This is a genomic window from Escherichia sp. TW14182, from assembly GCF_000208525.1.
In the GTDB taxonomy this organism is placed as follows: domain Bacteria; phylum Pseudomonadota; class Gammaproteobacteria; order Enterobacterales; family Enterobacteriaceae; genus Escherichia; species Escherichia ruysiae.
Genome location: NZ_AEJZ01000025.1, coordinates 36,764 through 62,965 on the forward strand (window position 1 = coordinate 36,764; position 26,202 = coordinate 62,965).

Annotated in this window: 30 protein-coding genes; 12 read left to right on the top strand and 18 right to left on the bottom strand. The window is 48.1% G+C overall.

Annotation, left to right across the window (positions count from 1 at the left end; all coding sequences use genetic code 11):
- Positions 1-54: 54 nt before the first annotated feature.
- The 4 genes from yeaX to dmlA form a co-directional block, all read right to left on the bottom strand.
- A complete protein-coding gene (yeaX, locus tag EQY_RS0102870) occupies positions 55-1,020 on the bottom strand; it encodes a carnitine monooxygenase reductase subunit YeaX (protein WP_001286990.1) in 966 nt (321 codons plus the stop codon).
- A gap of 55 nt (positions 1,021-1,075) precedes the next feature.
- Complete coding sequence (gene yeaW, locus EQY_RS0102875; RefSeq protein ID WP_000067840.1) at positions 1,076-2,200, bottom strand: carnitine monooxygenase, oxygenase subunit YeaW; 1,125 nt, start codon at positions 2,198-2,200, stop codon at positions 1,076-1,078.
- Positions 2,201-2,231: 31 nt separating this feature from the next.
- A complete protein-coding gene (gene yeaV, locus EQY_RS0102880) occupies positions 2,232-3,842 on the bottom strand; it encodes a BCCT family transporter YeaV (RefSeq protein ID WP_000987500.1) in 1,611 nt (536 codons plus the stop codon).
- Between the two features lie 249 nt (positions 3,843-4,091).
- Positions 4,092-5,177, bottom strand: coding sequence for a multifunctional D-malate/3-isopropylmalate/tartarate dehydrogenase (dmlA, locus tag EQY_RS0102885; RefSeq protein ID WP_000978478.1), 1,086 nt, complete (start codon positions 5,175-5,177; stop codon positions 4,092-4,094).
- A gap of 102 nt (positions 5,178-5,279) precedes the next feature.
- Between dmlA and dmlR the strand changes: the two genes are divergently transcribed.
- From dmlR to EQY_RS0102910, 5 genes are all read left to right on the top strand, one after another.
- Positions 5,280-6,197 carry a DNA-binding transcriptional regulator DmlR gene (dmlR, locus tag EQY_RS0102890; protein ID WP_024165134.1) on the top strand — a complete coding sequence of 306 codons (918 nt, stop codon included), beginning with the start codon at positions 5,280-5,282 and terminating at the stop codon, positions 6,195-6,197.
- A gap of 132 nt (positions 6,198-6,329) precedes the next feature.
- Positions 6,330-6,968, top strand: a complete 639-nt coding sequence (gene leuE, locus EQY_RS0102895; protein WP_000457214.1) for a leucine efflux protein LeuE — start codon at positions 6,330-6,332, stop codon at positions 6,966-6,968.
- 172 nt (positions 6,969-7,140) lie between these two features.
- Positions 7,141-7,500, top strand: a complete 360-nt coding sequence (yeaR, locus tag EQY_RS0102900; RefSeq protein ID WP_000939314.1) for a DUF1971 domain-containing protein YeaR — start codon at positions 7,141-7,143, stop codon at positions 7,498-7,500.
- A gap of 3 nt (positions 7,501-7,503) precedes the next feature.
- Positions 7,504-7,686 carry a DUF1869 domain-containing protein gene (locus EQY_RS0102905; RefSeq protein WP_000513737.1) on the top strand — a complete coding sequence of 61 codons (183 nt, stop codon included), beginning with the start codon at positions 7,504-7,506 and terminating at the stop codon, positions 7,684-7,686.
- A 147-nt stretch (positions 7,687-7,833) separates the two neighbouring features.
- Complete coding sequence (locus tag EQY_RS0102910; RefSeq protein ID WP_000512152.1) at positions 7,834-8,082, top strand: GlsB/YeaQ/YmgE family stress response membrane protein; 249 nt, start codon at positions 7,834-7,836, stop codon at positions 8,080-8,082.
- 57 nt (positions 8,083-8,139) lie between these two features.
- Here the strand turns inward: EQY_RS0102910 and yoaJ are convergent, their stop codons facing one another.
- From yoaJ to EQY_RS0102920, 3 genes are read right to left on the bottom strand one after another with little or no spacing between them, the layout of a single operon-like run.
- A complete protein-coding gene (yoaJ, locus tag EQY_RS25520; RefSeq protein ID WP_001386836.1) occupies positions 8,140-8,214 on the bottom strand; it encodes a protein YoaJ in 75 nt (24 codons plus the stop codon).
- Between the two features lie 2 nt (positions 8,215-8,216).
- Positions 8,217-8,315 carry a YoaK family small membrane protein gene (locus tag EQY_RS0102915; RefSeq protein ID WP_032225340.1) on the bottom strand — a complete coding sequence of 33 codons (99 nt, stop codon included), beginning with the start codon at positions 8,313-8,315 and terminating at the stop codon, positions 8,217-8,219.
- Positions 8,316-8,347: 32 nt separating this feature from the next.
- Entirely contained in the window at positions 8,348-9,373 is a 1,026-nt protein-coding gene (locus EQY_RS0102920; protein WP_024212379.1) for a sensor domain-containing diguanylate cyclase, read from the bottom strand.
- A gap of 184 nt (positions 9,374-9,557) precedes the next feature.
- Between EQY_RS0102920 and EQY_RS0102925 the strand changes: the two genes are divergently transcribed.
- Positions 9,558-9,812, top strand: coding sequence for a putative hemolysin (locus EQY_RS0102925; RefSeq protein ID WP_000691924.1), 255 nt, complete (start codon positions 9,558-9,560; stop codon positions 9,810-9,812).
- Between the two features lie 21 nt (positions 9,813-9,833).
- Here the strand turns inward: EQY_RS0102925 and EQY_RS0102930 are convergent, their stop codons facing one another.
- A complete protein-coding gene (locus EQY_RS0102930; RefSeq protein WP_010345838.1) occupies positions 9,834-10,181 on the bottom strand; it encodes a DUF488 domain-containing protein in 348 nt (115 codons plus the stop codon).
- A 54-nt stretch (positions 10,182-10,235) separates the two neighbouring features.
- Positions 10,236-11,417, bottom strand: coding sequence for a CynX/NimT family MFS transporter (locus tag EQY_RS0102935; protein WP_000621408.1), 1,182 nt, complete (start codon positions 11,415-11,417; stop codon positions 10,236-10,238).
- A gap of 96 nt (positions 11,418-11,513) precedes the next feature.
- On the opposite strand from EQY_RS0102935, the gene EQY_RS0102940 reads away from it, so the two are divergent.
- The gene (locus EQY_RS0102940) at positions 11,514-12,308 is read left to right on the top strand and encodes an AraC family transcriptional regulator (RefSeq protein WP_000972229.1); all 795 of its coding nucleotides are present in this window, start codon (positions 11,514-11,516) and stop codon (positions 12,306-12,308) included.
- Here EQY_RS0102940 and EQY_RS0102945 read toward each other — a convergent pair.
- Entirely contained in the window at positions 12,292-12,738 is a 447-nt protein-coding gene (locus EQY_RS0102945) for a DUF441 domain-containing protein (RefSeq protein ID WP_000460716.1), read from the bottom strand. The two genes, EQY_RS0102940 and EQY_RS0102945, sit on opposite strands and share 17 nt — an antisense overlap.
- Positions 12,739-12,907: 169 nt before the next feature.
- Between EQY_RS0102945 and yoaI the strand changes: the two genes are divergently transcribed.
- The gene (yoaI, locus tag EQY_RS0102950; protein ID WP_077629632.1) at positions 12,908-13,012 is read left to right on the top strand and encodes a small membrane protein YoaI; all 105 of its coding nucleotides are present in this window, start codon (positions 12,908-12,910) and stop codon (positions 13,010-13,012) included.
- On the opposite strand, the gene yeaK is transcribed toward yoaI, so the two are convergent.
- From yeaK to yeaG, 5 genes are all read right to left on the bottom strand, one after another.
- On the bottom strand, positions 13,013-13,516 hold the full coding sequence (gene yeaK, locus EQY_RS0102955) for a mischarged aminoacyl-tRNA deacylase (RefSeq protein ID WP_000138047.1): 504 nt from the start codon (positions 13,514-13,516) through the stop codon (positions 13,013-13,015).
- A gap of 42 nt (positions 13,517-13,558) precedes the next feature.
- Complete coding sequence (gene dgcJ / locus EQY_RS0102960; protein WP_024212380.1) at positions 13,559-15,049, bottom strand: diguanylate cyclase DgcJ; 1,491 nt, start codon at positions 15,047-15,049, stop codon at positions 13,559-13,561.
- 180 nt (positions 15,050-15,229) lie between these two features.
- Positions 15,230-16,573, bottom strand: a complete 1,344-nt coding sequence (locus EQY_RS0102965) for a sensor domain-containing diguanylate cyclase (protein ID WP_077629633.1) — start codon at positions 16,571-16,573, stop codon at positions 15,230-15,232.
- Positions 16,574-16,853: 280 nt separating this feature from the next.
- Positions 16,854-18,137, bottom strand: a complete 1,284-nt coding sequence (locus EQY_RS0102970) for a YeaH/YhbH family protein (RefSeq protein WP_000219690.1) — start codon at positions 18,135-18,137, stop codon at positions 16,854-16,856.
- Positions 18,138-18,259: 122 nt separating this feature from the next.
- The gene (yeaG, locus tag EQY_RS0102975; protein WP_001019859.1) at positions 18,260-20,194 is read right to left on the bottom strand and encodes a protein kinase YeaG; all 1,935 of its coding nucleotides are present in this window, start codon (positions 20,192-20,194) and stop codon (positions 18,260-18,262) included.
- 435 nt (positions 20,195-20,629) lie between these two features.
- Between yeaG and mipA the strand changes: the two genes are divergently transcribed.
- Positions 20,630-21,376: a scaffolding protein MipA gene (gene mipA, locus EQY_RS0102980; RefSeq protein WP_000163784.1), complete on the top strand. Its 747-nt coding sequence runs from the start codon at positions 20,630-20,632 to the stop codon at positions 21,374-21,376.
- An 89-nt stretch (positions 21,377-21,465) separates the two neighbouring features.
- On the top strand, positions 21,466-22,320 hold the full coding sequence (yeaE, locus tag EQY_RS0102985) for a methylglyoxal reductase YeaE (RefSeq protein ID WP_001186367.1): 855 nt from the start codon (positions 21,466-21,468) through the stop codon (positions 22,318-22,320).
- Between the two features lie 49 nt (positions 22,321-22,369).
- Here the strand turns inward: yeaE and EQY_RS0102990 are convergent, their stop codons facing one another.
- Together EQY_RS0102990 and gapA are read right to left on the bottom strand one after the other, a co-directional pair.
- A complete protein-coding gene (locus EQY_RS0102990) occupies positions 22,370-23,254 on the bottom strand; it encodes a D-hexose-6-phosphate mutarotase (protein WP_010345855.1) in 885 nt (294 codons plus the stop codon).
- Between the two features lie 83 nt (positions 23,255-23,337).
- Positions 23,338-24,333 (bottom strand): glyceraldehyde-3-phosphate dehydrogenase, encoded by a 996-nt coding sequence (gapA, locus tag EQY_RS0102995; protein ID WP_000153502.1) that lies wholly within the window; start codon positions 24,331-24,333, stop codon positions 23,338-23,340.
- 341 nt (positions 24,334-24,674) lie between these two features.
- On the opposite strand from gapA, the gene msrB reads away from it, so the two are divergent.
- Together msrB and EQY_RS0103005 are read left to right on the top strand one after the other, a co-directional pair.
- A complete protein-coding gene (gene msrB, locus EQY_RS0103000; RefSeq protein ID WP_001284610.1) occupies positions 24,675-25,088 on the top strand; it encodes a peptide-methionine (R)-S-oxide reductase MsrB in 414 nt (137 codons plus the stop codon).
- A 41-nt stretch (positions 25,089-25,129) separates the two neighbouring features.
- A complete protein-coding gene (locus EQY_RS0103005; RefSeq protein ID WP_010345857.1) occupies positions 25,130-25,402 on the top strand; it encodes a YeaC family protein in 273 nt (90 codons plus the stop codon).
- Between the two features lie 156 nt (positions 25,403-25,558).
- Here the strand turns inward: EQY_RS0103005 and pncA are convergent, their stop codons facing one another.
- Positions 25,559-26,200: a bifunctional nicotinamidase/pyrazinamidase gene (gene pncA, locus EQY_RS0103010; protein WP_001120525.1), complete on the bottom strand. Its 642-nt coding sequence runs from the start codon at positions 26,198-26,200 to the stop codon at positions 25,559-25,561.
- Positions 26,201-26,202: the final 2 nt, after the last annotated feature.

Sequence of the window (26,202 nt, forward strand, 5' to 3'; positions counted from 1 at the left end):
AACGTTCGTAAGCCGGACAAGGCGCAACCAGCGCCGCATCCGGCTTCGGATAAACTACAGATCCAACACCAGTCGTTTACCCTTCGCGCGCGAACAACAGATCAACATACTCTGCTGGCTGGCGCGCTCTTCATCGCTAAAATACTGGTCCCGATGATCGGCTTCACCTTCAAGAATTGCTGTTTCACAGGTTCCGCATACCCCTTCACGACATAAACATTCCACTTTTGCCGCTTTGTTATTTTCAATGACCTGCAAAATGGTCATCTCTTCTGGTACTACAAACTCTTTCCCGGAACGGGCGAGTACCAGGGTAAAGGCATCGCCGGTTTTGTCTTCAATAGCAAACTGCTCAAAGTGCAGCGTATCGGCGGAGATGCCCAGACGCGCTGCTTCACTTCTCACCGCGTCATTCAGAGCTTCGGGGCCACAGGTATAAATGTGTGTGCCAGGGGCGACATCCGCCAATAATCGCACTAATTCGAGTCGCGTTCCGATCGATGAGTGATGAAAATGAATCTTATCAGTCTGCGGATGTTGGTTTAATTCATCACGAAATGCGCAACTTACTGGACTCCGCGAACAATAATGTAACTGCCAGTCGACGTCCGTGTGTTGCAACTCTGCCAGATGCGACAGGAAAGGGGTGATACCAATGCCGCCTGCGATAAACAGATGCTTTCGAGCCGTGGGAACCAGAGCAAACAGGTTATTGGGTGTCGAGATGGTCAATCGATCGCCCGCTTTTACCTGCTGATGCAAAAAGCGCGAACCGCCGCGCGAGTTCTCTTCCAGCCGAACGGCAATCTGATAACAAGAGGTGTCGAGTGGCGAACTTAGTAGTGAATAAGCATTGCTGTACTGGTTATCACCATCACTCATCTGCACAATGACGTGACTTCCGCCGGTGAACGCAGGCAGCGGTTTGCCATCGGTTGACACCAGCGTGAAGCGTTTCACCTGTTCGGTAAGCGGTTCAATCTGGCTCACCTGTACTTCAAACATTTGATAGTCTGACATTGCTGTACTCCATCAAAAATCAGCCCGGCGGCGGAAAATACCGCCGCCGATGTCATTAGTCCTTAAACACCTGCGCCAGCAGATTATGGAAATGGGCGATACCGTGTTCGGAAATACCGCTACCGCTACTGTCGGCCATGATGCGCCCCTGCCCACGATAGCCACGCGATTTCAGCCCTTTCTGTACGCTTTCAACCAGACGTAAATCTTCCGGACGGAACACATCGCGATACCACTCAATCAGCGATTTTTGCTCATCGGTTAGCTCTTCATTGGTGAAGTAGATATCGTAGTTTTGCAGGGTAGTTTCAGAATCCACCGGGAATTCATAAATGACCGTCATCATCCCTTTGATTGGCGTGACGTTCAGCATAGTGCACGGCCACAGCCAGAAACCGTGGAACGCAGCGTCTGTACCTTCTTCAAATTTAAACGACTGTTCGGACGGTTTGGCGAAACCGTATTGCAGCGTCCAGTTGCCGTGCATGGTGTGCCAGTAACGATCAACCTGAACGGAGTCTGAGAAACCTGGATGCGCCGGACCACAGTGGTAGCACTCAAGATAGTTATCGACAATGTTCTTCCAGTTGGCAGGCGTGCGGGTGGTAAAGCGGGCCGCCAGTTTCAGATCGTGGACTTCCGGGCAGGCTTCCAGCACTTTTGCCGCCAGGCCTGGTAACTGATCTTCTACGCTGGTGGCGTTGGGATCCATGTTGATGAAGACGAATCCGGCATATTCTTCCAGACGCACCGGAACCAGTTGCGCTTTGTCACTATCGAAATTGGCGACGTTTTCACAGTTACGCGCATGAGCCAGGTTGCCATCGAGTTTGAATGCCCAGGCGTGATATGGGCAGGTAATCACATTTTTCGCTTTCCCTTCACCGCTCAATAATTGATGACCACGGTGCGGGCAAACGTTATAGAATGCGCGCAAAACCTTATCACGGCCGCGTACCAGCACGATGCTTTCGCCAATGATCTCACGCGTCACGTAATTATTGGCATTCGCCAGTTCGCTACTGTGAGCGACGCAAATCCAGCTTTTGGCGAAGACGTTCTCTTTTTCGTGTTCAAAGGCGTTCTGATCAGTATAAAAGCGGGCAGGAATGGTCCACGCTTCCTGTGGGTTAGCGCAAAAATTTCCGGGTAGTACAAAGTCAGGGCTCAGATTGCTCATAGGGATACCTTTATCGTTAGGATGATGGCGCTCAGTTGTCGCCTTTGAATATGGTTCCCGCAGGGAGCACTGGCGTTTTTTCCGGGGCTTCAACCGGTGTCTGCGGGAGATAATGTTCAATTTGATGAGCCGGAATATCGGCGTAATCCTGTTTCAGCCAGCGAATAAATCCGCCCACTTTCACCAGTAAAATGGCGAGAAAGGGAAGGGCTGTAAGTACGACGGTAGTTTTCATGGTTTCCAGCGATGCGCCGGTGAACAGAATTGAAAGCGGGATCAGGGTGATTACCACGCACCAGAAAAGACGCAGCCCACGGTCTGGATCATCACCTTCCTGAAGATTTCGCGTGCTGGTCGCCGCCATGGTGTAGGCCACCGCATCCATATGCGAGGCGAGGAAAATAATCATCACGCCCAGATAAGCGGCAAGGAACAATTTACCGGCTGGCAACGACATCAGAACTTGTTGAACAGCCGTTTCACCGCCCAACGTTTCCAGCACCTGCGGAACGTTGATTATCCCTTTGATAAACTGATGAATGGCGAAGCTTTCCATCACGCCGAAGAAGAACCAGCAGCCGACGGTGCTACCGAGGATCAGCCCCCAGATAACTTCTTTGATCTTACGACCACGTGATACGCGGGTGACAAACATTGCCACGCCGGGGGTGTAAGAGATCCACCACAGCCAATAGAAAACGGTCCAGTTGCGGGTAAATGAACCATCGCCAAGCGGATCGGTAAATAAGCTCATCTGTAAGAAGTTTTGTGTGGTCAGGCCGATGGCATTGATGATGCTGTTGGTAATAAACTCGGTTGGACCGACAATCAAAACCAGCAATGGCAGCAGGAACGCGCCCCAGCCGACCATTTTGCTCAGACGTTGTAAACCGTTGTTGATACCTATCCACGAGCTTAGGCAAAAAATGCCGCCGGAAAGCAGGATCACAAATGCCTGCACGGTGAAGTTATCGGGTAAACCGGTCAGCGCGGAAAGCCCACGGGTAAAGGTTGCTGCGGTGACAACAAGGGAAATGGTCAGTGCGCCGACAGTGGCGATCAGGAACATTAAGTCCACCAGTTTTCCCCATGGGCCTTGCGGGCGAACGCCGGTAATAGCAGCAATAATGCCGGAAAGACTCAGCCCTTTATTTTTCCGCACATGAAAGTGGTAAGCCATGATTAATGAGGCCAGCGTATAAGTTGCCCAGGCGCTGATGCCCCAATGGAAAAAGGAGTAGGGAACGCTAAATTCCAGTGCCTGCTGTGAACGCGGCACGATATTTAAACCCGGCGTTTGATAATAATAGGCCCACTCCGCTACGCCCCAATAAAGCGTGGAGGAACCTAATCCGGCGCAAATAAACATAAACAGCCAGGAGAGCGTACTGTATTCCGGTTTACCTTCGCCAAGACGAATATTGCCGTATTTGCTGGTGGCTAAATAAATTACCAGCCCCATTGCCAGCAAAACTAATACCTGTACGGCGGAACCCAGCGTGCGGGTAACTAAACTGTATATTGCGTTGGCCGCGTCGGCCGACTGTTGCGGAAAAAGGCTTAATGTGGCTGCGATGAAAAGAATGGCCACCAGGCTGATGCTAATCAGCGGCAAATCTTTTTTCTTAACATTGCTCATCATGAGTCATCTCCTGGGCATAAAAGCCCGTCGCTGGCTTTTGCCAGTTGTAATTATTTACAGGGTAATGAACTTTTGTCGTGTTTAACAAATTGATTATTTGCATGTTACATAAATTAAACAATTAAGAATACGGAAAGCCATAAAACACGAAACGGAAACAATAAAAGGTGAAATGACGCAGGTTATTTACTGTAAAGAACGAATAAAAAAACCGCGTCAGTGACGCGGTTCAAATAAACTGGTTTGACCTTAACGCAAAATAATTTTGCAAATCGCGTCGGCAACCTGTGGCGTGGTGGCATTACCTTTCATATCGGGTGTTTTCGGCCCGTGAGCAATCACTTCTTCAATCGCTGCCAGAATGCCGTTGTGCGCTTGCTGGAAACGCTCATCGCCATTGCCAAGGAAATCCAGCATCATTGCCCCGGCCCAAATCGTGGCGATAGGGTTGGCAATATTTTTACCGTAGATATCCGGCGCAGAGCCGTGGACTGGCTCGAAGAGCGACGGGAAAGTGCGTTCCGGATTCAGGTTAGCGGATGGGGCAATGCCGATGGTGCCGGTGCAGGCCGGGCCAAGATCGGAAAGAATATCGCCAAATAAATTAGACGCTACCACCACATCAAAGCGTTCCGGCTGCATCACAAAGCGCGCGCAGAGAATATCAATATGCTGCTTGTCCCAGTGGATTTCCGGGTAATTTTCTGCCATTGCTTCTACTCGCTCATCCCAGTACGGCATACTAATGGCTAAACCGTTAGATTTCGTGGCAGAAGTCAGGGTTTTGCGCGGGCGGCTTTGTGCTAGCTCAAAAGCATATTGCAAAATGCGATCGACGCCACGGCGGGTAAATACCGATTCCTGGATGACAACCTCATGTTCCGTTCCTTCATTCAGTCGACCGCCCAGAGACGAGTATTCGCCTTCCGTATTTTCGCGCACCACGTAAAAATCGATGTCGCCAGGCTGTTTACCCGCCAGTGGGCAGGGAACGCCGGGAAAGAGGCGTACCGGGCGCAGGTTAACGTACTGATCAAACTCGCGGCGAAATTTCAGCAGCGACCCCCATAACGAAATATGATCCGGAACGGTGTCCGGCCAGCCGACGGCACCAAAGTAGATAGCGTCGAAACCGCTGAGTTGTTCATGCCAGTCGTCCGGCATCATTTTGCCGTGATGGCTGTAATACTCGCAACTTGCCCACTCCATCTGCTCAAAACTTAAGGCAAAGCCCCAGCGTTCAGCAGCAGCTTGTAACACACGAATCCCTTCAGGAAGGACTTCTTTGCCAATCCCGTCTCCAGGGATCGCAGCAATACGCATCGTTTTCATCATTAGGTTCTCACTTCCTGATCAGCAAAATTGACAACTCCACCATCCTATAATTGACTGATCAGGAATTAATCCCCGCAACTGGTGAAACATAAAACACGAATCATGAATAATTTACCGCTGCTGAACGATTTGCGCGTCTTTATGCTGGTGGCTCGCCGGGCCGGTTTTGCTGCCGTGGCGGAAGAATTAGGCGTTTCACCGGCCTTCGTCAGCAAGCGCATCGCCTTGCTGGAGCAAACCTTAAACGTGGTGCTATTACACCGCACCACCCGTCGCGTCACCATTACCGAGGAAGGCGAGCGGATTTATGAATGGGCGCAGCGCATATTGCAGGATGTCGGGCAGATGATGGATGAGCTTTCCGACGTGCGCCAGGTGCCGCAGGGAATGCTGCGTATTATCAGCAGTTTTGGTTTTGGACGGCAGGTGGTAGCTCCGGCACTGTCAGCACTTGCGAAAGCGTATCCGCAACTGGAGTTACGTTTTGATGTGGAAGACCGGTTGGTCGATTTGGTCAATGAAGGGGTCGATCTGGATATTCGTATTGGCGACGACATTGCACCTAACTTAATTGCCCGCAAACTGGCGACCAATTACCGTATTCTCTGCGCATCGCCGGGGTTTATTGCGCGATATGGTGCACCGAAACATTTAACGGATCTTTCTGCGTTACCCTGCCTGGTCATAAAAGAGCGCGATCATCCGTTTGGTGTCTGGCAATTGCGCAATAAAGAAGGTCACCATGCCATTAAAGTCACCGGATCGATGTCGTCTAATCATGGTGAAATTGTCCATCAGTGGTGTCTCGATGGGCAGGGAATTGCGTTGCGCTCCTGGTGGGACGTTAGTGAAAATATTGCCAGTGGGCATCTGGTACAGGTTTTACCTGAATATTATCAGCCAGCAAATGTCTGGGCTGTTTATGTCTCAAGGCTGGCGACATCCGCAAAAGTACGGATTACGGTAGAGTTTTTGCGCCAGTATTTTGCAAATCATTACCCGAATTTTTCACTGGAATGAGTGCAATTTTTTACTCTATTCTCAGGTTGTTGTCAGGTTAAAACCTGATTTTCTCCTTTCTAAGCCGTTGCGGATTGGTTAGCATATTCACCTTTAATCGCGCATGATCCAAAGAGAATTAAAGAGGTTAATGTGTTCGCAGAATATGGGGTTCTGAATTACTGGACCTATCTGGTTGGGGCCATTTTTATCGTGCTGGTGCCAGGGCCGAATACCCTGTTTGTGCTTAAAAATAGCGTTAGTAGTGGAGTGAAAGGCGGTTATCTTGCGGCCTGTGGTGTATTTATTGGCGATGCAGTATTGATGTTTCTGGCGTGGGCCGGTGTAGCAACCTTAATTAAGACCACACCGATATTATTCAATATTGTACGTTATCTTGGCGCGTTTTATTTGCTCTATCTGGGGAGTAAAATTCTTTACGCAACTCTGAAGGGTAAAAATAGCGAGGCCAAATCAGATGAACCTCAATATGGCGCTATTTTCAAGCGTGCGTTAATTTTGAGTCTGACCAATCCAAAAGCCATTTTGTTCTATGTGTCGTTTTTCGTACAGTTTATCGATGTTAATGCGCCACATACGGGGATTTCATTCTTTATTCTGGCGACAACGCTGGAACTGGTAAGCTTCTGTTATTTGAGCTTCCTGATTATTTCAGGTGCTTTTGTCACGCAGTACATTCGTACCAAAAAGAAACTGGCTAAAGTGGGCAACTCACTGATTGGTTTGATGTTCGTGGGTTTCGCTGCCCGACTGGCGACGCTGCAATCCTGATGCTTTCAGCCCGCGTTGTCGCGGGCTTCCCATCTGTAATCCTCCCTGATTCTTCTCTGATATGGTGCTAAAAAGTAACCAATAAATGGTATTTAAAATGCAAATTATCAGGCGTACCCTGAAACGGCTGGAATAAATGGTTTTCAGCACATTTACCGAAGGAGGGAAAAGGATGCTGCAAATCCCACAAAATTACATTCATACGCGCTCAACACCTTTCTGGAATAAACAAACTGCGCCTGCCGGAATATTCGAACGTCATCTTGATAAAGGAACGCGTCCGGGTGTTTATCCACGCCTGTCCGTTATGCATGGGGCGGTCAAATATCTCGGCTATGCTGATGAACACAGCGCAGAACCTGATCAGGTGATCCTCATCGAAGCAGGTCAATTCGCAGTGTTCCCGCCGGAAAAGTGGCACAATATTGAAGCCATGACTGACGATACTTATTTTAACATCGACTTCTTCGTTGCTCCTGAAGTCCTGATGGAAGGTGCAAAACAGCGGAAAGTCATTCATAGCGGGAAATGAATTATGGGCAAAGCAACGTATACCGTAACCGTCACCAATAACAGTAATGGCGTTTCTGTCGATTACGAAACAGAGACGCCGATGACATTACTGGTGCCAGAAGTGGCGGCTGAAGTGATCAAAGATCTCGTCAATACCGTGCGCTCTTATGACACGGAAAATGAGCATGATGTTTGTGGTTGGTAATTATTGCTAATGTAGATGGCGCTAATTCTGCGCCATTGTAAAAAAAATGCTCTGTGACACATATCACAATTCTTGCCTCTCTTATGTTGTGCTATGCTTTTTATCAGCGACTAACCCGCTAATGCAAAACAGATAAGTGAGGAAACAATGGGCATTCTGTCATGGATTATTTTTGGACTTATTGCCGGTATTCTGGCGAAGTGGATCATGCCTGGTAAAGATGGTGGTGGATTCTTTATGACCATCCTGCTGGGAATTATCGGTGCCGTAGTTGGTGGATGGATCAGTACACTGTTTGGTTTTGGCAAAGTCGATGGCTTCAACTTTGGTAGTTTTGTGGTTGCCGTGATTGGTGCGCTTGTCGTGCTGTTTATCTACAGAAAAGTCAAAAGTTAATACTGAAAAGTACAAAGGCTGCCTACAGGCAGCCTTTGCTATTTTATCGACGCGGTATTACCACCATCCCAGCTCGGTGCCAAGAACGACAATAATCGCCACGCCCATCATAATAATCGTTGTTTTTTTCATCTTTATGCCCCTGGGGCCGCATAGCCACCAATAAAAAACCACGCTAAAAATACGACTGCCGTAATAAAGATCACGACGGGAAAAACAATACCGATTCGCATGTTACCACCAAAGAAAAGGATGTGAATACGCCTCAGGAGTGCCTGTCTGAATGCGCGACAAAAGGGGTTTTCAGTTTGTGTTTTTTCTCCTGATACATCGCGATATCGGCAGCATGTAGGGCACTGTCGGCATCGGTGGTTTCAGGATCCACTTCTACTACGCCAAGACTGGCGCCAGGATAAAACAGGTCAATATCACCCAAGTGATATTCTCCACGTATTTGCTGTTGGATACGCTCACGCAGTGACTGGATATCGGCGTTTTCATTAGCCAGGGAAACGACCAAAAATTCATCACCGCCAAGACGACCAATAATCTCGCCATTCTGATGTAGCCTGGTGAGGCGCTCGCCAACCTGAATAAGAAACAGATCGCCACTATTGTGGCCAAATCGGTCGTTGATTAATTTGAAGTTATCCAGGTCGATAAAAGCAATAATTGCCTTACGCTTCAGATGCCGAGCGAGGGAAAACAGCGTCGTCAGATTATCAAAAATAGCCCGTCGATTTGGTAGGCCGGTCAACGAGTCTGTGTAAGATTGCGCAATCAGGGCGGCATTGGCTTCGCGCAGTTGTTCAACCAACACCTCTTTTTGAATATATTGTGCAATCAGCCCGGCGAATAGCTGCAAAACCTGCTCTGCGCGTTCACTCCACGGGCGCTTTTCACTGCTGGCGGCGCAAAGCGTGCCATAGAACGAACCATCCGGTAAGTGAACCGGCGTGCTCAGGAATGTGGTAATACCGAGATTGCGCGCCGCAATGCAGTCACCCCAACGGTCGGGAACTTCATCGCTGAAAAAACAGTTTTCATCAATGGCGCGTTTGCACAACGAGTAATCCCACGAGACGGTAAAATTCTCCGGGATGTGCATTTTCTGGCTGTTACGGGCAAACAGGATATGTTGCAGACGTGCGTCAATATCCACCTTTGTCAAATAGGTCGATTCCATGTCGGTGACCATTTCCAGCATCTCCAGAAGTTGCCGAACCAGACTTTCCAGAGAATGTTCTGAGGCGAGTGACTGCGAGACGCGGGCAATAATCTGATCTGACACGAAAGAACTCCAGGATACGGCGGGTAAAATGCTGATTATTTAATCTTTGCAGGCATGATAAAACATCATCAAAGAAGATGAAACTAGCCGTAATATATTTTAAGTGAATGTAAAATAAATAGTGCTGCAAAACAAAACGATACCGCGATACTCTAAGGCGTAGATAAACGTGTGAGATCAACGAATGAAAATTATCAGTTTTACTCTGCCTTGCCTGTTAATTCTTGCGGGATGTTCAACCACTTCTCAGCCCGATGCACCAAAACCGCCGCATGTTGGGATGGCGAATCCGGCGTCGGTCTACTGCCAACAGAAAGGCGGTACGCTCATTCCCGTGCAGACATCGCAAGGGGTCAGCAACAATTGCAAATTACCGGGCGATGAAACCATTGATGAATGGGCATTATGGCGACGGGATCATCCGGCGGGTGAAAAATAACCGCCGGATGCCAGGCTAAAATCACAAGCTTCGCAGCCAGTCGGCCAGCACCAGCGCATGGTTTTGCGTGGTATTTTTTGCTGAGTAGAGCAGGGTCAGCGGCTGTTTTTGGGCGATTTCCGCCAGCCGCTTCCCTTCTGGCTCGTGTTGCGCCAGTTCTGCAATATATTGTTCGCGAAAGGTTTTAAAATCGATCGCTTCGCCGTGAAAGGCTTTGCGTAGTTCCGTTGACGGCGTGATCTCTTTGTCCCACTCATCAAGTGCTAAGTCTGTTTTCTTGATACCACGCGGCCAGAGACGGTCGACCAGTACGCGATAACCATCGCTCTGTTCAGCCGGATCATAAACGCGTTTACACTGAATATTCATCGTGTTTGTTCTCCCTTTCACGCATGATTTATCACGTCACTATAGCACCGGACATCAACGAATTTCTTTGTCTCTTCCGGCGCAAAGTCCAAAAATCGCCATCAGCAGTGAAAGAATTGCGACAACAATCAGTGGCGTGGACCAGTCACCGTTAGCATCGTGTATTTTGCCCATTAGCGGCGGCCCACAAGCTGCCAGCAGATACCCGACGGATTGTGCCATACCCGAAAGAGCAGCAGCCTGATGCGCAGAGCTTGCTCGCAGTCCGATAAACGTTAGTCCAAGTATCATTGTTGCCCCGGAACCAAAACCGAAAAGCAGAGTCCAGGTGACAGCGTGTGCTGGCATAAAGCAGAGCCCAACCGCACCCACTGCGCACATTAAGGCGACCAGAGCGGCAATACCGCGCTGATCTTTCACATGATGTAAGAAAAGTGGGATCAGCAAACCGGGAGCAGCAGTGGCTAATTGCAACAAACCATGCAGCGAACCAGCCTGTGCCTCGCTGTAGCCGTGGCTGATGAGGATCGCCGGAAGCCAGCCGATAATCACGTAATAGACCAGTGAGTTGATACCGAGAAACAACGTCACTTGCCAGGCAAGCGGCGAACGCCAGATACGCCGGGTATGTAAGGCGCGTGAGGTACTCAAATTCACATGTTGTCGATTACGCCATTGCGGCAGCCATATAAATAGAGCCAGCAGAGGAAAACACATCAGCATGAGCAACACGCCCTGCCAGCCAAAACCGTTCAAAGCCAGCGGCACCACCAGAGCTGACCCCAGCGCCGCTGCAGCGCCCATCGTCAGGGAATATGCGCCGGTAAGTCTGGCGACGGAATGGGGAAAATCGCGTTTAATGAGACCAGGTAGCAAGACATTCCCTAATGCAATCCCACAGCCAATGATAATCGTACCGCCAAATAATAAGTAAGCCGAAGGAAGAGAGCGAAGTGCTATGCCAGCACAAATCAAAAGTAATGCAGCCACCAGACTGCGCTCTATACCAAAACGACGAGCCACCGACGCGGCAAGAGGGGATATCAGGGCAAAGGCTAATAAAGGTAAGGTCGTCAGTAACCCTGTTTGCGCCGTCGTCAGTGAGTAAGCGGAACGAATGGTATCCAGTAACGGTGCTACGCCGGTGAAGGTAACACGGAGTGTGGTGGCAATCATTAGAACGCCGGCTATCAGGACAATCCTGTTTTTGCCGCTTAATGAAGTTGAACGGATCATAGATATCTCATTGTTACAAGCGAGGCTGTACCTTAGCGTTTTTATTGCTATGTTGAATCAAGCTAAAATGACAAATTATCGCTAAATTCGGACAAAATGATGCACAGGTTAAATCTCAATGGTTATGAACCCGATCTTCACCATGAAACGGCGGTCGCATTTTGTATTCATGCCGGAAAGGATGAATTGACCAGTCCTGTACATCAGCACCGCAAAGGACAACTGATACTGGCGCTGCGTGGAGCCATTACCTGTACGGTGGAAAATGCGCTGTGGATGGTGCCGCCACAATATGCAGTATGGATTCCCGGTGGTGTGGAGCATAGTAATCAGGTAACAGCGAATGCCGAGCTTTGTTTTTTATTTATTGAATCCAGTGCGGTGATAATGCCGGGCAAATGTTGCACGCTGAAAATTGCGCCTTTATGTCGTGAATTAATTTTAACGCTGGCAAAAAGAACAGCAGCTCAACGTGCTGAACCAATGACGCGCAGATTAATTCAGGTGCTGTTTGATGAACTTCCTCAGCAACCGCAACAACAGTTGCAGTTACCCGTTTCTTCACACCCCAAAATCCGCGTGATGGTGGATACGATGGCAAAAGAGCCCGTTGAATGGGGGACATTGGGGCAATGGGCAAATTTTTTTGCGATGAGTGAACGCAATCTCGCCAGGTTGATAGTTAAAGAGACGGGGTTGAGCTTTCGTCAGTGGCGTCATCAGTTGCAGCTCATTCTGGCACTTCAGAGGTTAGTGAAAGGCGATAGTGTTCAGAAAGTGGCGCATATGCTGGGGTATGATTCAACAACGGCTTTTATTACCATGTTTAAGAAAGGCCTGGGGCAAACCCCAGGCCGATATATTGCGGGATTAACTACTGTTTCCCGATGATCAGGGAGACCAGACCTGCGGCAATAAGCGGACCGACCGGCACACCGCGAAACAGCGCCACGCCTAAAATCGTGCCCACCAGCAGCCCGGCAACCAGTTGCGGCTGGCTGCCCATCAAGGTCACGCCGCGTCCGCCAAGCCAGGAAACAATAACGCCTACTGCAATTGCCACCAGCGATTTCCAGTTCAGAAACGAGTGAATAAGTGTCGATGGTGGCAGTGTCCCGCTGGCTACAGGAGCCATTACGCCGATAGTCAGAATGATTATCCCGATACTCAGTCCTTGTTTTTCGATCCACGGGAAAAAGGTGCTTAACGGTGTGACGCGGACAATGATCAACACCAGAATTGAAACAGCGACAGTGGTGTTGCGGCTGATAAAGCCCAGCGCAGCTAACCCGAGCAGGATCAGCAAAGTGACATCAAACATCGTGGTTTCCTTGCCAAAAAATAATAAACCTGCCTACTTTACGCCTGCTGATGAGAGGAAGCAGAGAACAATTACGTGCTATGCATAAAAAATCAGGCAAATTGTCATCAAATTGCCATTTGTGCGCGCTAACAATAACGTGAAAACAGGTATCTCCTGGGATAAGACCATGAACGATCAAATGCTCGTTGAGACACTGATTATCACGTCATCGTTTTTTGCCATTGCAGTTGTGCTGGTGCTGTCTGTTCTGCTTATTGAACGGAGCAGCTAGTTACGTAGTACGACGGAATTTGACCAGCTCTGGTTGTGCAATGCGTAAATAATCTGCGGTGTTCAGGATAACGGATTTATCCAGCATACCCGCATTGAAGGCGATCTCATCGAATCGCTCAAAAAGTAGCGGGTCGGCGACCAGTTTGAGTTTTGGATGGAAGCTGAATGGAGGGATAGCACCGAAGACACAGCCTGTCAGTTCATCGACTTCAGCCGGGCTGGCCAGCGAAGCACGCAACCCACCGATATGGCTGGCGAGTTGGCTAAGGTCGGCCTGTTGATCGGCAGCGAGGATCGCCAGAACATGCTGATTTACGCCATTACCTTTGACTTTACACACCAGTGCCTTAGCACCCTGACCCAAAGCGGTGCCACGAATTTCTGACACCGCTTCGCATTTACCCACCGCGTCGTGGGTAACGATGCGGAAGTTAGCGCCTTCTTGTGATAATAAAGCGATTAACCGCTGATGCGTCACGCTTCCTTTAGCCATTTCAGTCATTTCACGCTCCTGGGATTACAAGCAAACAACCACAGAAGATTATCATGAACGGCTGTTTTTGTTCTGCTTATTGACATATAAACGCTCATCGGAAGCTTTATATGCATCATGCAGCGTATCGTGTTCTTTCATCGCGTAAATACCGGAAGAGAAGCCGATCTCTTTCTGCGGCGCGATATGTTGCAGACGTTTTTCGATACGTTCAGGCAGTTGTGCTGCAATTTGCGGCGTCGAATCGACAAGAATGATACAGAATTCATCGCCACCGAGACGGATAGCATAATCGCTTTTACGAATCGACTGTTTAATCGCCTGAGCTAATAACGTAATGGCTAAATCCCCCTCCTGATGACCGAGGGTGTCATTTATTTGCTTTAACTTGTCCATGTCAATTGCAATAAACATCACCGAAGAACCGGATTGCACCAGTTTCTGCAAACGCTGCTCAAGTTCAGGCGTTAATATTTTGCGATTATACAGTCCGGTCATCGCATCACTGATATTTTCACGAGTCACGTTTTGGTACAGGCGGAAGTGCATCCGTACCATGTTGAGTAATATCAATGCTGTCAGCAGCCAGAATACAACGCTTTTCCATGATGATGTAATAAAGTAAAGAATATCAATGGATAACGAAACACGAATGCCGCCAGGCAAGTCATGGACGTAACTGACATACTGAAACAGATTATCTTCGCTCTGATTGATAATAATGTCGCGTCCCGAATCTGTATCGGTTAGCGTAACATTGAGAAAACGCCAGAGGAGAGGGCGATCATGAGTATAAAAAATATTGCGCAGATTGTTTTTACTAATATCCAGCAACACAATACCTTTTAATTGCCCGGCAACATAGACGGGCGTCAGCAAACTCATCACGTTCTGTTTAGTACGCTGATCCTGGTAAATGCTCGATAATACGGTGCGACCGGTAAACACTTTTTCAATATCTTTACGATCAATACCAATGCTTCCTGACTGCAAGAAGGACCAGTTATTCATCGCGAAGTATTCAACATTTACCGGCTCATAAAAATAGACATAGCGATCATTGAGATCGAGATAATAGTGAAATTTCTCTTCGGCCATCCCAAGGCCGGAACCGTAATCATCCTGGTGGCGGTTACCTTCCACCGCCTGATCAAATGCCGGTAATAGCGCCGCTGCTTCGACAATTGTGTCGCAGTCAGTGGATGCAGTCTGCAATGTTCCGTGTAAATCTGCATAAGTATGGGCAGTCAGGTTTAAGCCATGGGTATTGTTGGCAGACTCAAAAGCCTCACAGATGGCCCGTCGCTGTTCTGGCGACACCTCAGACTGTTTAGCAGCAAGCGCGCGCATCACATGTGCGGCAATACTCTGATTTTGATACTTGTCGTAGAGAAAGGAGGAGTCTGCTTTCTGGACGATATAGCGCAAATAAGCACTCATTGCCCTGTCGCTGGCGACAAGTTCAAAAATAAGGAAGGAAGATGTCAGCACAATGACACTTGCGGCGATAAAATGCCGGAGCATTCTATGGTGCAATTTCATGATAAATGGCACTCCTTCGGTTAGTGAAACGAGAAAACCAGATAAAGTTCGATTGCGGCCTGGTACAGGGGCGCTAATTATACTCATCTCTGCGCCGCTGGGGAGGGGAAATTTAGGGGTATTGGTAATAAATTGTATGCCAAAGCCACGCAAAATGCATGGCTGTGAATAATTTTGCACTCAAATATAATGAATAATCACTTTGTTACCGCCATCGGTTTTCGCCTCACGTAACGCTTTATCTGCTTCTGTCATGACAAGCGAGATATTACGCGTATCACCCGTGGAAAAAACACAGCCAATGCTGATGGTCATTTGTTCAGGGACATTATATCTATTACTAAAACCGGTCAGGAGCTCGACATTTTTACGCACCCGATCGGCGATAATTTTTGCCTGGGCGGTATTCAATTCGGTAAATATCAAGCCAAACACTTCACCATCCAGACGTGCGAAGATGTCATCGGGGCGAATACTTTGCTGGATAATATCGACAATTGAAACCAGAACTTTATCGCCCACATGATGACCCCATTGAGCATTTATGCGTTTGAACTGGTTAATATCTACCAGCATAATACAAAAATCCTTCACAACAGGGCGAGAGAGTAATGACTCTACACTGTTGAAAAAGTGACGACGGTTATAAATATTGGTTAGTACATCATGAACCGCCAGTTTGCTGGAAAGTTGTAGTTCCTGAAATATGTTATATATCAAGAAGGTGACAACAAACAGTTTACTCGAAACCTCAATGCCACGACTGATATACCAGATGGTATAATTATATTCATCCAGAGTCAGTAGTAACAAGTTACAGCAGAGCGATGCCAGACATAATAATGCAATTGACGGCCACATCTCGCTTGCTAATTGTGTACGCATGATAATAAAAAACAGTAAACACGCCCACAGACAAACCAAAATCTTGGTGTAGTTAATTCCCCAGCTCGCCGTATGACTATCCGGACAGTAATCTACGACATATAAAGAGTAGTCAGGATTATAGCTGCTCAGGTTATGTGCCAGAAAAGGGAAAAATATAAAAGGTATCAGCGCCAGCAACAAGATACAGGTTTTTTTCTTGTTGTTCGTCAGGATGCTATTTCGTCCATAACAGTAGAGAGCCAGTGCGGTTAAGAAAATAAAACTTAGCTGGCGAAATAGATATAATATTGAAACATCATTCGCCTTCGTCTGAATAAGGATGTTATCATTGATAGGTTTATGAATAATGAAAATAGTTTCAGTTAAATAGAAAAGACCACTTAAAAAAGCAAGGCTTAAAATAAGTGTTGGAAAAATATCACGATTAGTGAAATATTTCATTAGCATGAAAAGAAAGATGATGGAATTGAGGAAAAATAAAGCCACAACAACCATCAGGTAATTCATCTGTGGGATGAGTTTTACATTGGTGTTTTCATTATATAAGGTGGTGATGCAAAATAAAATTAATGTCAGTAACAAGCTGAAAATAAAAAAGCTTTGTGCTTTTAATTTTTGTGTACCCATAGGAACCATAAAAAGGAGAGCAATGTGAGTGCTGGATTTTATTGATGGCAGAGATATATAGTTTTGACCAGGATCAAATTTCTTTGCCGATGAAAAAATAATTAAAGAATACCCCTGAAAAAAAGCGTGTTAACAGAATCATTTTTTCCGAATGATTTTTTTATGGAACTAAATTCTGTAAAGCTGATGCTGACATATTTAAAACAATTGTAAGGTAATGTATGTAATAAATGAATTAATTTACAGTGAGCTAAAAATCAGCCAGGTAACAATGACCCGGCTGACTATTTTAGTCTTTAGTCGTTGCATTTTGTTTATGGAATAGCTCGCGGAACACGGGATAAATATCATCCTGATCGCGTATATGCTGCATCGCAAAGTTTTCGAAAGTAGATTGCAGATGCTCATATTCCCGCCACAATGTTTGATGAGCGCGGCGGGTAATTTCGATATAGCTGTAATAACGAACAACGGGCAACAATTTTTTCGCCAGAATCTCATGGCAAAGCGGAGAGTCATCAGCCCAGTTATCGCCGTCTGACGCTTGTGCAGCATAGATATTCCACTGCGCCGGGTTATAACGCTCTTTCACCACCTCATCCATCAGTTTCAGGGCACTGGAAACAATGGTGCCGCCAGTTTCCTGTGAGTAGAAAAACTCATGTTCATCAACTTCTTTCGCCTGGGTATGGTGGCGGATGTAAACGACTTCGACGTTCTTGTATGTTCTGCTGAGAAACAGATACAGCAATATATAAAAACGTTTGGCCATATCTTTGGTGGATTGATCCATCGAACCGGAAACGTCCATCAGGCAAAACATTACGGCCTGACTGGAGGGATCGGGGCGTTTCTCATAATTCTTGTAACGTAAATCGAAGGTGTCGATGAATGGAACGCGTTCAATTTTGGCGCGTAATTCGGCAATCTCTTTGCGCAGCCGTTCCTCCTCCAGTAATTGCGCAGGTTCACTGTTGCTGATGATGGCCAAATTTTCTTCCAGAGCATGAAGTTCCCGTCGCTTGCCTGCGGTCATCGCGGTACGCCGCGCCAGTGAGTTCTGCAATGAACGCACCACGCTGATATTGGCAGGAACGCCGTTAGCGGTGTAGCCTGCCCGATGCGTTTTATATTCGGTCAACTGGCGTTGCTGGTTTTGTTTCAGATTTGGTAAGGCTAAATCTTCAAACAGCAGGTCGAGATATTCGTCTTTCGAAATCTGGAAGACAAATTCATCCTGACCTTCACCGTCCTGGCTGGCTTGACCCTGACCACTGCCGGAGCCACCTCCGCCGCCCTGGGGACGTTCAATTCTGTCATTCTGTACAAAATGGTCATTGCCCGGATGAACGCGATGGCGCAGGCCGCCACGCCCCTGATGAAACATCGGTTCGCTAATATCTTCCGTTGGGATAGAAACGGACTCGCCGCTGTCGACGTCGGTCACCGAACGCTTATTGATGGCCTCGGAGATCGACTGTTTAATTTGCGCTTTATAACGGCGTAAAAAACGCTGGCGATTCACCATGCTTTTGTTTTTGCCGTTCAGACGCCGGTCAATAAACCAGGTCATATGCCCCCCGTACTGCATTTGCCAACAGTATGTTGCACCTGTATTGCCGGATGCGCTTTGCTTTTCCGGCCTACGGTTCGCTGTCATTGTCGGCCCGGTAACATGTGCACCGGGCCATTGTGTTAAGACGATTTACGTACGCGCAAATACCATTCGCACAGTAAACGCACCTGTTTACGGGTGTAGCCTTTTTCCATCATACGGTCGACAAAATCGTCGTGTTTCTTCTGCTCGTCGGTTGAGGTTTTGGCGTTAAACGAAATGACCGGCAACAACTCTTCGGTATTGGAGAACATTTTTTTCTCGATAACCGTGCGCAGTTTTTCGTAGCTGGTCCAGTTCGGATTGCGTCCGCTGTTATTCGCTCTGGCGCGCAGCACAAAGTTGACAATCTCGTTGCGGAAATCTTTCGGATTGCTGATCCCCGCCGGTTTTTCGATTTTCTCCAGCTCGGCGTTAAGAGATTCGCGGTCAAACAACTGACCGGTATCCGGGTCGCGATACTCCTGATCCTGGATCCAGAAATCCGCATAGGTGACATAACGGTCGAAAATGTTTTGCCCATATTCGGAATAGGATTCGAGATAAGCTGTCTGGATCTCTTTACCGATAAACTCGGCATATTTCGGGATCAGATAACCTTTCAGGAACTCCAGATAGCGTTCTGCCTGCTCTTGCGGGAACTGCTCGCGCTCAATCTGCTGTTCCAGGACGTAGAACAGATGAACCGGGTTAGCCGCCACTTCCACGTGATCGAAGTTAAACACGCGCGAGAGGATCTTAAACGCGAAACGCGTGGACAGACCATTCATCCCTTCATCGACGCCTGCGTAATCACGATATTCCTGATACGACTTGGCTTTCGGGTCGGTATCTTTCAGGCTTTCGCCATCGTAAACGCGCATCTTTGAATAAATGCTGGAGTTTTCCGGCTCTTTCAGGCGCGAAAGAATGGAAAAACGAGACAGCGTTTCCAGCGTGCCAGGCGCGCATGGGGCGTGAGTCAGTTCACTATGATTAAGCAGTTTCTCGTAGATTTTGATCTCTTCGGAAATGCGTAAGCAATACGGAACCTTCACGATATAGACACGGTCGAGGAAGGCTTCGTTGTTCTTGTTATTACGGAAAGTGACCCATTCGGATTCGTTCGAGTGAGCGAGAATAATCCCGTTAAATGGCAGGGCGGAGATACCTTCCGTCCCGTTGTAGTTACCTTCCTGGGTGGCGGTCAACAGGGGATGCAGCACTTTGATCGGTGCTTTAAACATCTCGACAAATTCCATGATCCCCTGGTTTGCACGGCACAGCGCACCGGAATAACCATAGGCGTCCGGATCGTTTTGCGCGTAGTGTTCGAGCTTCCGAATATCGACTTTCCCTACCAGCGCGGAGATGTCCTGGTTATTCTCATCGCCCGGTTCCGTTTTGGCGATGGCAATTTGTTGCAGAATAGACGGCCAGACCTTCACAACCCGGAATTTTGTGATGTCACCACCAAACTCATGCAGACGCTTCGCAGCCCACGGCGACATGATGGTGCCGAGATAACGGCGAGGAATGCCATACTCTTTTTCCAGAATCTGCGCATCTTCCTGTGGATTGAACAGACAGAATGGATGATCGTTGACCGGGCTACGCTCACCATTGGCGCTCAATACATAAATAGGCACGAGCTGCATTAATGATTTCAGTCGCTCAGCAAGCGATGATTTACCCCCACCTACAGGCCCCAGCAGATACAGGATTTGTTTCTTCTCTTCCAGCCCCTGAGCCGCGTGTTTCAGATAAGAGACAATCTGTTCAATCGCGTCTTCCATGCCGTAAAACTCTTCAAACGCCGGATAACGTGCAATGACCCGGTTGGAAAAGAGTCGAGAAAGTCTGGGCTCCTGGGCCGTATCGACCATGATCGGCTCACCAATAGCCATCAATAGCCGCTCAGCCGCGTTGGCATAAGCACTGCGATCTTGCCGACAAGTGGTAAGAAACTCCTGCAGTGTGAACTCTTCGTCCTTGGCAGCTTCATATCGCTGGCGATAGTGATCGAATATATTCATGGTATGCCGTCCTTTCGTTTTTTAGCACAGGTTAAGAGCCGTTCATATGAATAGTAGAGGCTCCCGGAAGAGGTAAACTGAACGACGTCGCTTGCTAAAACACAGCAACTCTCATGCCATCTTACCGACTGTGAGAACAACGTGCCCGGTGATACACCTTCAAAATTAAGCGTAGATGGCAATTGGAAAACTTGCCTGCATGGCTTTCTGGATTTCAATGGCATATCAACAACTCATCCATAAAAATTGCATAATTAATGTAAAGAATATTGCCGCCAGTAACGCAAAATTCATTCAGGTGTAAGCCCGATGTCATCAGCGTCAGGAAAATTAAACAGTTACCTTTAGAAATGAAAATGTAAAAAGGTTGGGTTTCGATGTATTGACGGGTAAACTTTGTCGCCCGCTAAACATTTGTTTAAGGAATGATTAATTGTGACCAAACTCAAACTTCTGGCACTTGGAGTGCTTATCGCAACGTCTGCAGGCGTAGCGCACGCTGAAGGTAATTTTTCCCTGGGCGCAGGCGTAGGTGTCGTTGAACACCCCTATAAAGATTACGATACCGATGTTTACCCAGTACCAGTAATCAACTATGAAGGCGATAACTTCTGGTTCCGTGGCTTAGGTGGTGGTTACTACCTGTGGAATGACGCAACGGATAAACTTTCAATTACCGCTTACTGGTCGCCGCTCTACTTCAAAGCCAAAGACAGTGGTGATCACCAAATGCGCCACCTGGATGACCGTAAGAGCACTATGATGGCTGGTCTGTCCTACGCACACTTTACCCAGTACGGTTATCTGCGTACCACCCTGGCAGGAGACACACTGGATAACAGCAACGGTATCGTGTGGGATATGGCCTGGTTGTACCGTTACACCAACGGCGGCCTGACCGTGACTCCGGGTATCGGTGTGCAGTGGAACAGCGAAAACCAGAACGAATACTATTATGGCGTATCGCGCAAAGAATCCGCTCGCAGCGGTCTGCGTGGCTATAACCCGAATGACAGCTGGAGTCCTTACCTGGAGCTGAGTGCCAGCTACAACTTCCTCGGCGACTGGAGTGTTTACGGCACCGCACGCTACACCCGCCTGTCTGATGAAGTTACTGACAGCCCGATGGTGGATAAATCCTGGACTGGTCTGATTTCTACCGGGATCACCTACAAATTCTGATAATGCATCTTTCCAGGGCATTTTGTGCATAAAAACAGGGCGTCACGCCCTGTTTTGCATTACGGTGGTACAAAAACCGGGAGGAAACAATGCAACAAAAAATGATTCAGTTCAGTGGCGATGTCTCACTGCCAGCCGTAGGGCAGGGAACATGGTATATGGGCGAAGACGCCAGTCAGCGCAAAACAGAAGTTGCTGCACTACGCGCGGGCATTGACCTCGGTTTAACCCTCATTGATACCGCCGAAATGTATGCCGATGGCGGTGCCGAGAAGGTGGTCGGTGAAGCATTAACCGGTCTGCGTGATAGAGTCTTTCTCGTCTCTAAAGTCTATCCGTGGAATGCTGGCGGACAAAAAGCGATTAACGCATGTGAAGCCAGTTTACGCCGCCTCAATACTGATTATCTCGATCTTTACTTATTACACTGGTCTGGCAGTTTCGCTTTTGAAGAGACTGTCGCAGCAATGGAAAAATTGATCGCCCAGGGAAAAATCCGCCGCTGGGGCGTTTCCAACCTTGATTATTCTGACATGCAGGAGCTCTGGCAGGTGCCGGGTGGAAATCAGTGTGCCACTAATCAAGTGCTTTATCATCTCGGCTCGCGAGGGATTGAGTATGATCTACTCCCCTGGTGCCAACAACAGCAAATGCCAGTGATGGCTTACAGTCCGTTGGCGCAGGCCGGGCGCTTACGTAATGGTTTGCTAAAAAACGCAGTGGTCAACGAAATAGCTCATGCTCACAATGCCACTGCCGCGCAAGTGTTGCTGGCGTGGGTAATCAGCCATCAGGGCGTGATGGCGATTCCAAAAGCGGCAACTATCGCCCATGTTCAACAAAATGCAGCTGTGCTTGAGATTGTGCTTTCGTCAGAGGAATTAGCCATGCTGGACAACGCGTATCCGGCACCAAAAGGCAAAACTTCGCTGGATATGGTGTGATGTTGAGATGTGCCGGATGCATCGCACCCGGCACATAAACTAGCACAAATTAACGTTTGGCAACGCGAATGGATTGTGCCAGATGGGAAGGTTGCTCTTTAGTCACTTTTTGAGTTTCTGAAGCGTAAGCTGTTTCTACACAAACAAAGGTCTTGTAGCCATCATCCGGCATATCGCCCATGCTGACTGAAAGTGCCGGGCCAGGGTTCCAGCCGACGACGTTCAGATGATGCTGGTGACCAACGGTAATAGTACGATTCAACGCTTCGTCATTAATCACACTGCAATCTTGCGGATTCAGATACACGCGATCGGTACGATCAGGGAAGGTCTGAATACCGTCGGTCAGTACATCTTCTTTCGCATCGTTCACTTTATCAATGAAGCGATCGCCCAGACCACTGACGCTTACCTTAGCAATATCACCCACGTTAAAGTAAGTATGCAGAGCAGAGGTGGTTTCAAATTCGCCGTGCGCTTCAAGATCGATTTCACAGGTTTCACCCACGCGGAAATGCGCTAACAGCGTAAAGTCGTGCGGCCAGTATTTTTTTGTCTCGTCGCTTTGCGTCAGTTCGAAAGTCAGTGTCACGCTATCGGCATCTTCACTATGCGATTTCAGCGTCCACGGCAGAATACGGGCAAAACCGTGCGCAGGCAGACCTTGTTGTGCTGCCGGACCAAACCACGGCCAGCAAACCGGCACGCCACCGCGAATGGCGACGCCATTTTTGAACGGAGTGTTATTGCTCAACCACAGGACGTCTTCTTCACCCGCAGGTTTCCACGAGAGAAGGTGTGCGCCCTGTAATGTAAAAGAGGCTTTTACCTGGGGATGTTCGACCACAATAAGGTCCAGTTCATCCAGTTTACGACGGGAGAGGACAGGGGAAATTTGTTCGATGACCGGAAGGGCAAAAATTTTCTTAATCATGACGCAGTCCTTTAACTTCATTTCATCAGGTAAAAAAAAGAGCGACCGAAGTCGCTCTTTTTAGATCACAAAGTCATCTCAACTTATTTGGAGATGTGAGCGATCAGATCCAGAACTTTGTTGGAGTAACCGGTTTCGTTGTCGTACCAGGATACCAGTTTCACGAAGTTGTCGTTCAGAGCGATACCCGCTTTAGCATCGAACACGGAAGTGCAAACTTCGCCGTTGAAATCGGTAGATACTACGTCATCTTCGGTGTAGCCCAGAACGCCTTTCATTTCGCCTTCAGCAGCAGCTTTAACGGCAGCTTTGATCTGCTCGTAAGTTGCAGCTTTTTCCAGACGAACGGTCAGGTCAACTACGGATACGTTCGGGGTTGGAACGCGGAACGCCATACCAGTCAGTTTGCCATTCAGTTCTGGCAGTACTTTACCTACAGCTTTAGCAGCACCGGTAGAGGACGGGATGATGTTCTGAGAAGCGCCACGGCCGCCGCGCCAGTCTTTGTGAGACGGACCATCAACGGTTTTCTGAGTAGCGGTAGTAGCGTGAACGGTGGTCATCAGACCTTCGATGATGCCGAAGTTATCGTTGATAACTTTAGCCAGCGGAGCCAGGCAGTTGGTGGTGCAGGAAGCGTTGGAAACGATGTCCTGGCCAGCATATTTGTCGAAGTTAGCGCCTTTAACGAACATCGGAGTGTTGTCTTTAGACGGACCAGTCATAACCACTTTTTTCGCACCAGCGGTGATGTGTTTACGAGCAGTTTCGTCAGTCAGGAACAGACCAGTTGCTTCAGCGACAACGTCAACACCAACTTCGTCCCATTTCAGGTTAGCCGGATCACGTTCAGCGGTAACACGGATTTTTTTACCGTTAACGATCAGATGACCGTCTTTCACTTCAACGGTGCCGTCGAAACGACCGTGAGTGGAGTCATATTTCAGCATGTATGCCATGTAATCAGCGTCTAACAGGTCGTTAATTGCAACGATCTCGATGTCAGAACGTTTCTGAGCAGCACGGAAAACAATGCGACCGATACGGCCAAAACCGTTGATACCTACTTTGATAGTCATATATTCCACCAGCTATTTGTTAGTGAATAAAAGGTTGCCTGTAAAATTACAAAAACCTTACGCAGCGTCAAGCGGAATCGTGTCAATCATTGCGACAAATCAATCCTGTGCCTAAGCATTACGCGACTGACTCGCCTCACTCTTCCTTTGGGCTTGAGACCACATGGGGTCGGCGCCCCGAATTTTAAAGGGCAATTACGATAAAAATGTGATTTTTATCACGTTTTAAGTGCTGCCATTTCGTTGAGATCAAGTTTAGAACAAAATTTTGCGAGTTGGTGTTAATGTTTTGTTAGAATAAGTCACGTAATGTGAGCGTGATTAAAGTGAGATGTGAGCAAATGGCTAACAAACCTTCGGCAGAAGAACTGAAAAAAAATTTGTCCGAGATGCAGTTTTACGTGACACAGAATCACGGGACGGAGCCGCCATTTACTGGACGTTTATTGCATAATAAGCGCGACGGCATTTACCACTGTTTGATCTGCGACGCCCCTCTGTTTCATTCTCAAACCAAGTATGATTCAGGCTGTGGCTGGCCCAGTTTTTATGAGCCGGTGAGTGAAGATTCAATCCGTTATATCAAAGACTTGTCACATGGAATGCAGCGGATAGAAATTCGTTGTGGAAACTGTGATGCTCATCTGGGGCATGTTTTTCCCGACGGCCCACAACCCACAGGCGAACGCTACTGTGTTAACTCGGCATCATTGCGTTTTACTGATGGCGAAAATGGCGAAGAAATCAACGGTTGAAAAAACGATTCAGCAACTTATTCCACAGGAGCGGGAAAATTATGAATCTTGATGAAATAATCAACAGCATGACGCCTGAGGTTTACCAGCGTTTATCGACAGCCGTTGAACTGGGTAAATGGCCAGACGGTGTTGCCTTGACGGAAGAACAAAAAGAGAACTGTCTGCAACTGGTGATGCTGTGGCAAGCCCGTAACAATACCGATGCGCAGCATATGACTATTGATACGAACGGCCAGATGGTCATGAAGAGCAAACAACAGTTGAAAGAAGATTTTGGTATCACGGCAAAACCAATTGCCATGTTTAAGTGAATGAATTGTCCCCTTTGTAGCGCGTTTACGAAGGGAGGGGATAATCTTTACTGTCACGTGTTGGTTGTTTGATTTAACAACCAACATGCCAGAGGCACCGCTGCCGCACTTTATTTGGCCTACAACGACAGTACAGAATTGTAGGCCAGCGTAAAATTATCCCTGCGTCTCTTCCCAGTCCGCCAGTGTATATAGCGTTGCCCCAGCCGCTGACATCTCCATAAACGCGTGCGCGCTGTCCTGTGGCTGGATATTCACGCCGCGACAGCCATCGGTAATCACGTTCACGCTATAACCTGCCTGCAATGCGTCCAACACGGTAAACTTCACGCAATAGTCGGTCGCCAGACCCATAACGATCAATTCATTGATTCCATGATCGCGCAACCAGTCATCGAGCGCGGTTTTCTGCCGACGGCCGTTATCAAAAAAAGCACTGTAACTGTCAACTAAAGGGTTTTCGCCTTTATGGAACACGGCTGCGATCGCTTTTTGATTCAGTAACGGATGTAATTGTGCGCCTTCACTGTTCTGCACACAGTGTTCAGGCCAGAATGTTTGCGCCAGGCCGTCGAGTTGTCCCTGCGTATAAGGCTCTACACCGTGCTGGCGGGCAAAGCTGCCATGATCAGCCGGGTGCCAGTCCTGACTGGCAATAACCGCTTCTCCGCGCGACTGGCACCAGTCAATCAGGCGGTTAGCAACATCCACTGTGCTGTCACCTTCCGGTACGGCGAGCGCGCCACCAGCACAGAAATCATTTTGTAAATCGACCAGTAACAGGGCGCGATGGGGCATTG

Bases quoted from the DNA above. Each gene is read 5' to 3' on its own strand.
- yeaX (WP_001286990.1), bottom strand. From the start codon at position 1,020: ATGTCAGACTATCAAATGTTTGAAGTACAGGTGAGCCAGATTGAACCG.
- yeaW (WP_000067840.1), bottom strand. From the start codon at position 2,200: ATGAGCAATCTGAGCCCTGACTTTGTACTACCCGGAAATTTTTGCGCT.
- yeaV (WP_000987500.1), bottom strand. From the start codon at position 3,842: ATGATGAGCAATGTTAAGAAAAAAGATTTGCCGCTGATTAGCATCAGC.
- dmlA (WP_000978478.1), bottom strand. From the start codon at position 5,177: ATGATGAAAACGATGCGTATTGCTGCGATCCCTGGAGACGGGATTGGC.
- dmlR (WP_024165134.1), top strand. From the start codon at position 5,280: ATGAATAATTTACCGCTGCTGAACGATTTGCGCGTCTTTATGCTGGTG.
- yeaR (WP_000939314.1), top strand. From the start codon at position 7,141: ATGCTGCAAATCCCACAAAATTACATTCATACGCGCTCAACACCTTTC.
- EQY_RS0102905 (WP_000513737.1), top strand. From the start codon at position 7,504: ATGGGCAAAGCAACGTATACCGTAACCGTCACCAATAACAGTAATGGC.
- EQY_RS0102910 (WP_000512152.1), top strand. From the start codon at position 7,834: ATGGGCATTCTGTCATGGATTATTTTTGGACTTATTGCCGGTATTCTG.
- EQY_RS0102915 (WP_032225340.1), bottom strand. From the start codon at position 8,315: ATGCGAATCGGTATTGTTTTTCCCGTCGTGATCTTTATTACGGCAGTC.
- EQY_RS0102925 (WP_000691924.1), top strand. From the start codon at position 9,558: ATGAAAATTATCAGTTTTACTCTGCCTTGCCTGTTAATTCTTGCGGGA.
- EQY_RS0102930 (WP_010345838.1), bottom strand. From the start codon at position 10,181: ATGAATATTCAGTGTAAACGCGTTTATGATCCGGCTGAACAGAGCGAT.
- EQY_RS0102935 (WP_000621408.1), bottom strand. From the start codon at position 11,417: ATGATCCGTTCAACTTCATTAAGCGGCAAAAACAGGATTGTCCTGATA.
- EQY_RS0102940 (WP_000972229.1), top strand. From the start codon at position 11,514: ATGATGCACAGGTTAAATCTCAATGGTTATGAACCCGATCTTCACCAT.
- EQY_RS0102945 (WP_000460716.1), bottom strand. From the start codon at position 12,738: ATGTTTGATGTCACTTTGCTGATCCTGCTCGGGTTAGCTGCGCTGGGC.
- yoaI (WP_077629632.1), top strand. From the start codon at position 12,908: ATGAACGATCAAATGCTCGTTGAGACACTGATTATCACGTCATCGTTT.
- yeaK (WP_000138047.1), bottom strand. From the start codon at position 13,516: ATGACTGAAATGGCTAAAGGAAGCGTGACGCATCAGCGGTTAATCGCT.
- dgcJ (WP_024212380.1), bottom strand. From the start codon at position 15,049: ATGAAATTGCACCATAGAATGCTCCGGCATTTTATCGCCGCAAGTGTC.
- EQY_RS0102965 (WP_077629633.1), bottom strand. From the start codon at position 16,573: ATGGTTCCTATGGGTACACAAAAATTAAAAGCACAAAGCTTTTTTATT.
- EQY_RS0102970 (WP_000219690.1), bottom strand. From the start codon at position 18,137: ATGACCTGGTTTATTGACCGGCGTCTGAACGGCAAAAACAAAAGCATG.
- yeaG (WP_001019859.1), bottom strand. From the start codon at position 20,194: ATGAATATATTCGATCACTATCGCCAGCGATATGAAGCTGCCAAGGAC.
- yeaE (WP_001186367.1), top strand. From the start codon at position 21,466: ATGCAACAAAAAATGATTCAGTTCAGTGGCGATGTCTCACTGCCAGCC.
- EQY_RS0102990 (WP_010345855.1), bottom strand. From the start codon at position 23,254: ATGATTAAGAAAATTTTTGCCCTTCCGGTCATCGAACAAATTTCCCCT.
- gapA (WP_000153502.1), bottom strand. From the start codon at position 24,333: ATGACTATCAAAGTAGGTATCAACGGTTTTGGCCGTATCGGTCGCATT.
- msrB (WP_001284610.1), top strand. From the start codon at position 24,675: ATGGCTAACAAACCTTCGGCAGAAGAACTGAAAAAAAATTTGTCCGAG.
- EQY_RS0103005 (WP_010345857.1), top strand. From the start codon at position 25,130: ATGAATCTTGATGAAATAATCAACAGCATGACGCCTGAGGTTTACCAG.
- pncA (WP_001120525.1), bottom strand. From the start codon at position 26,200: ATGCCCCATCGCGCCCTGTTACTGGTCGATTTACAAAATGATTTCTGT.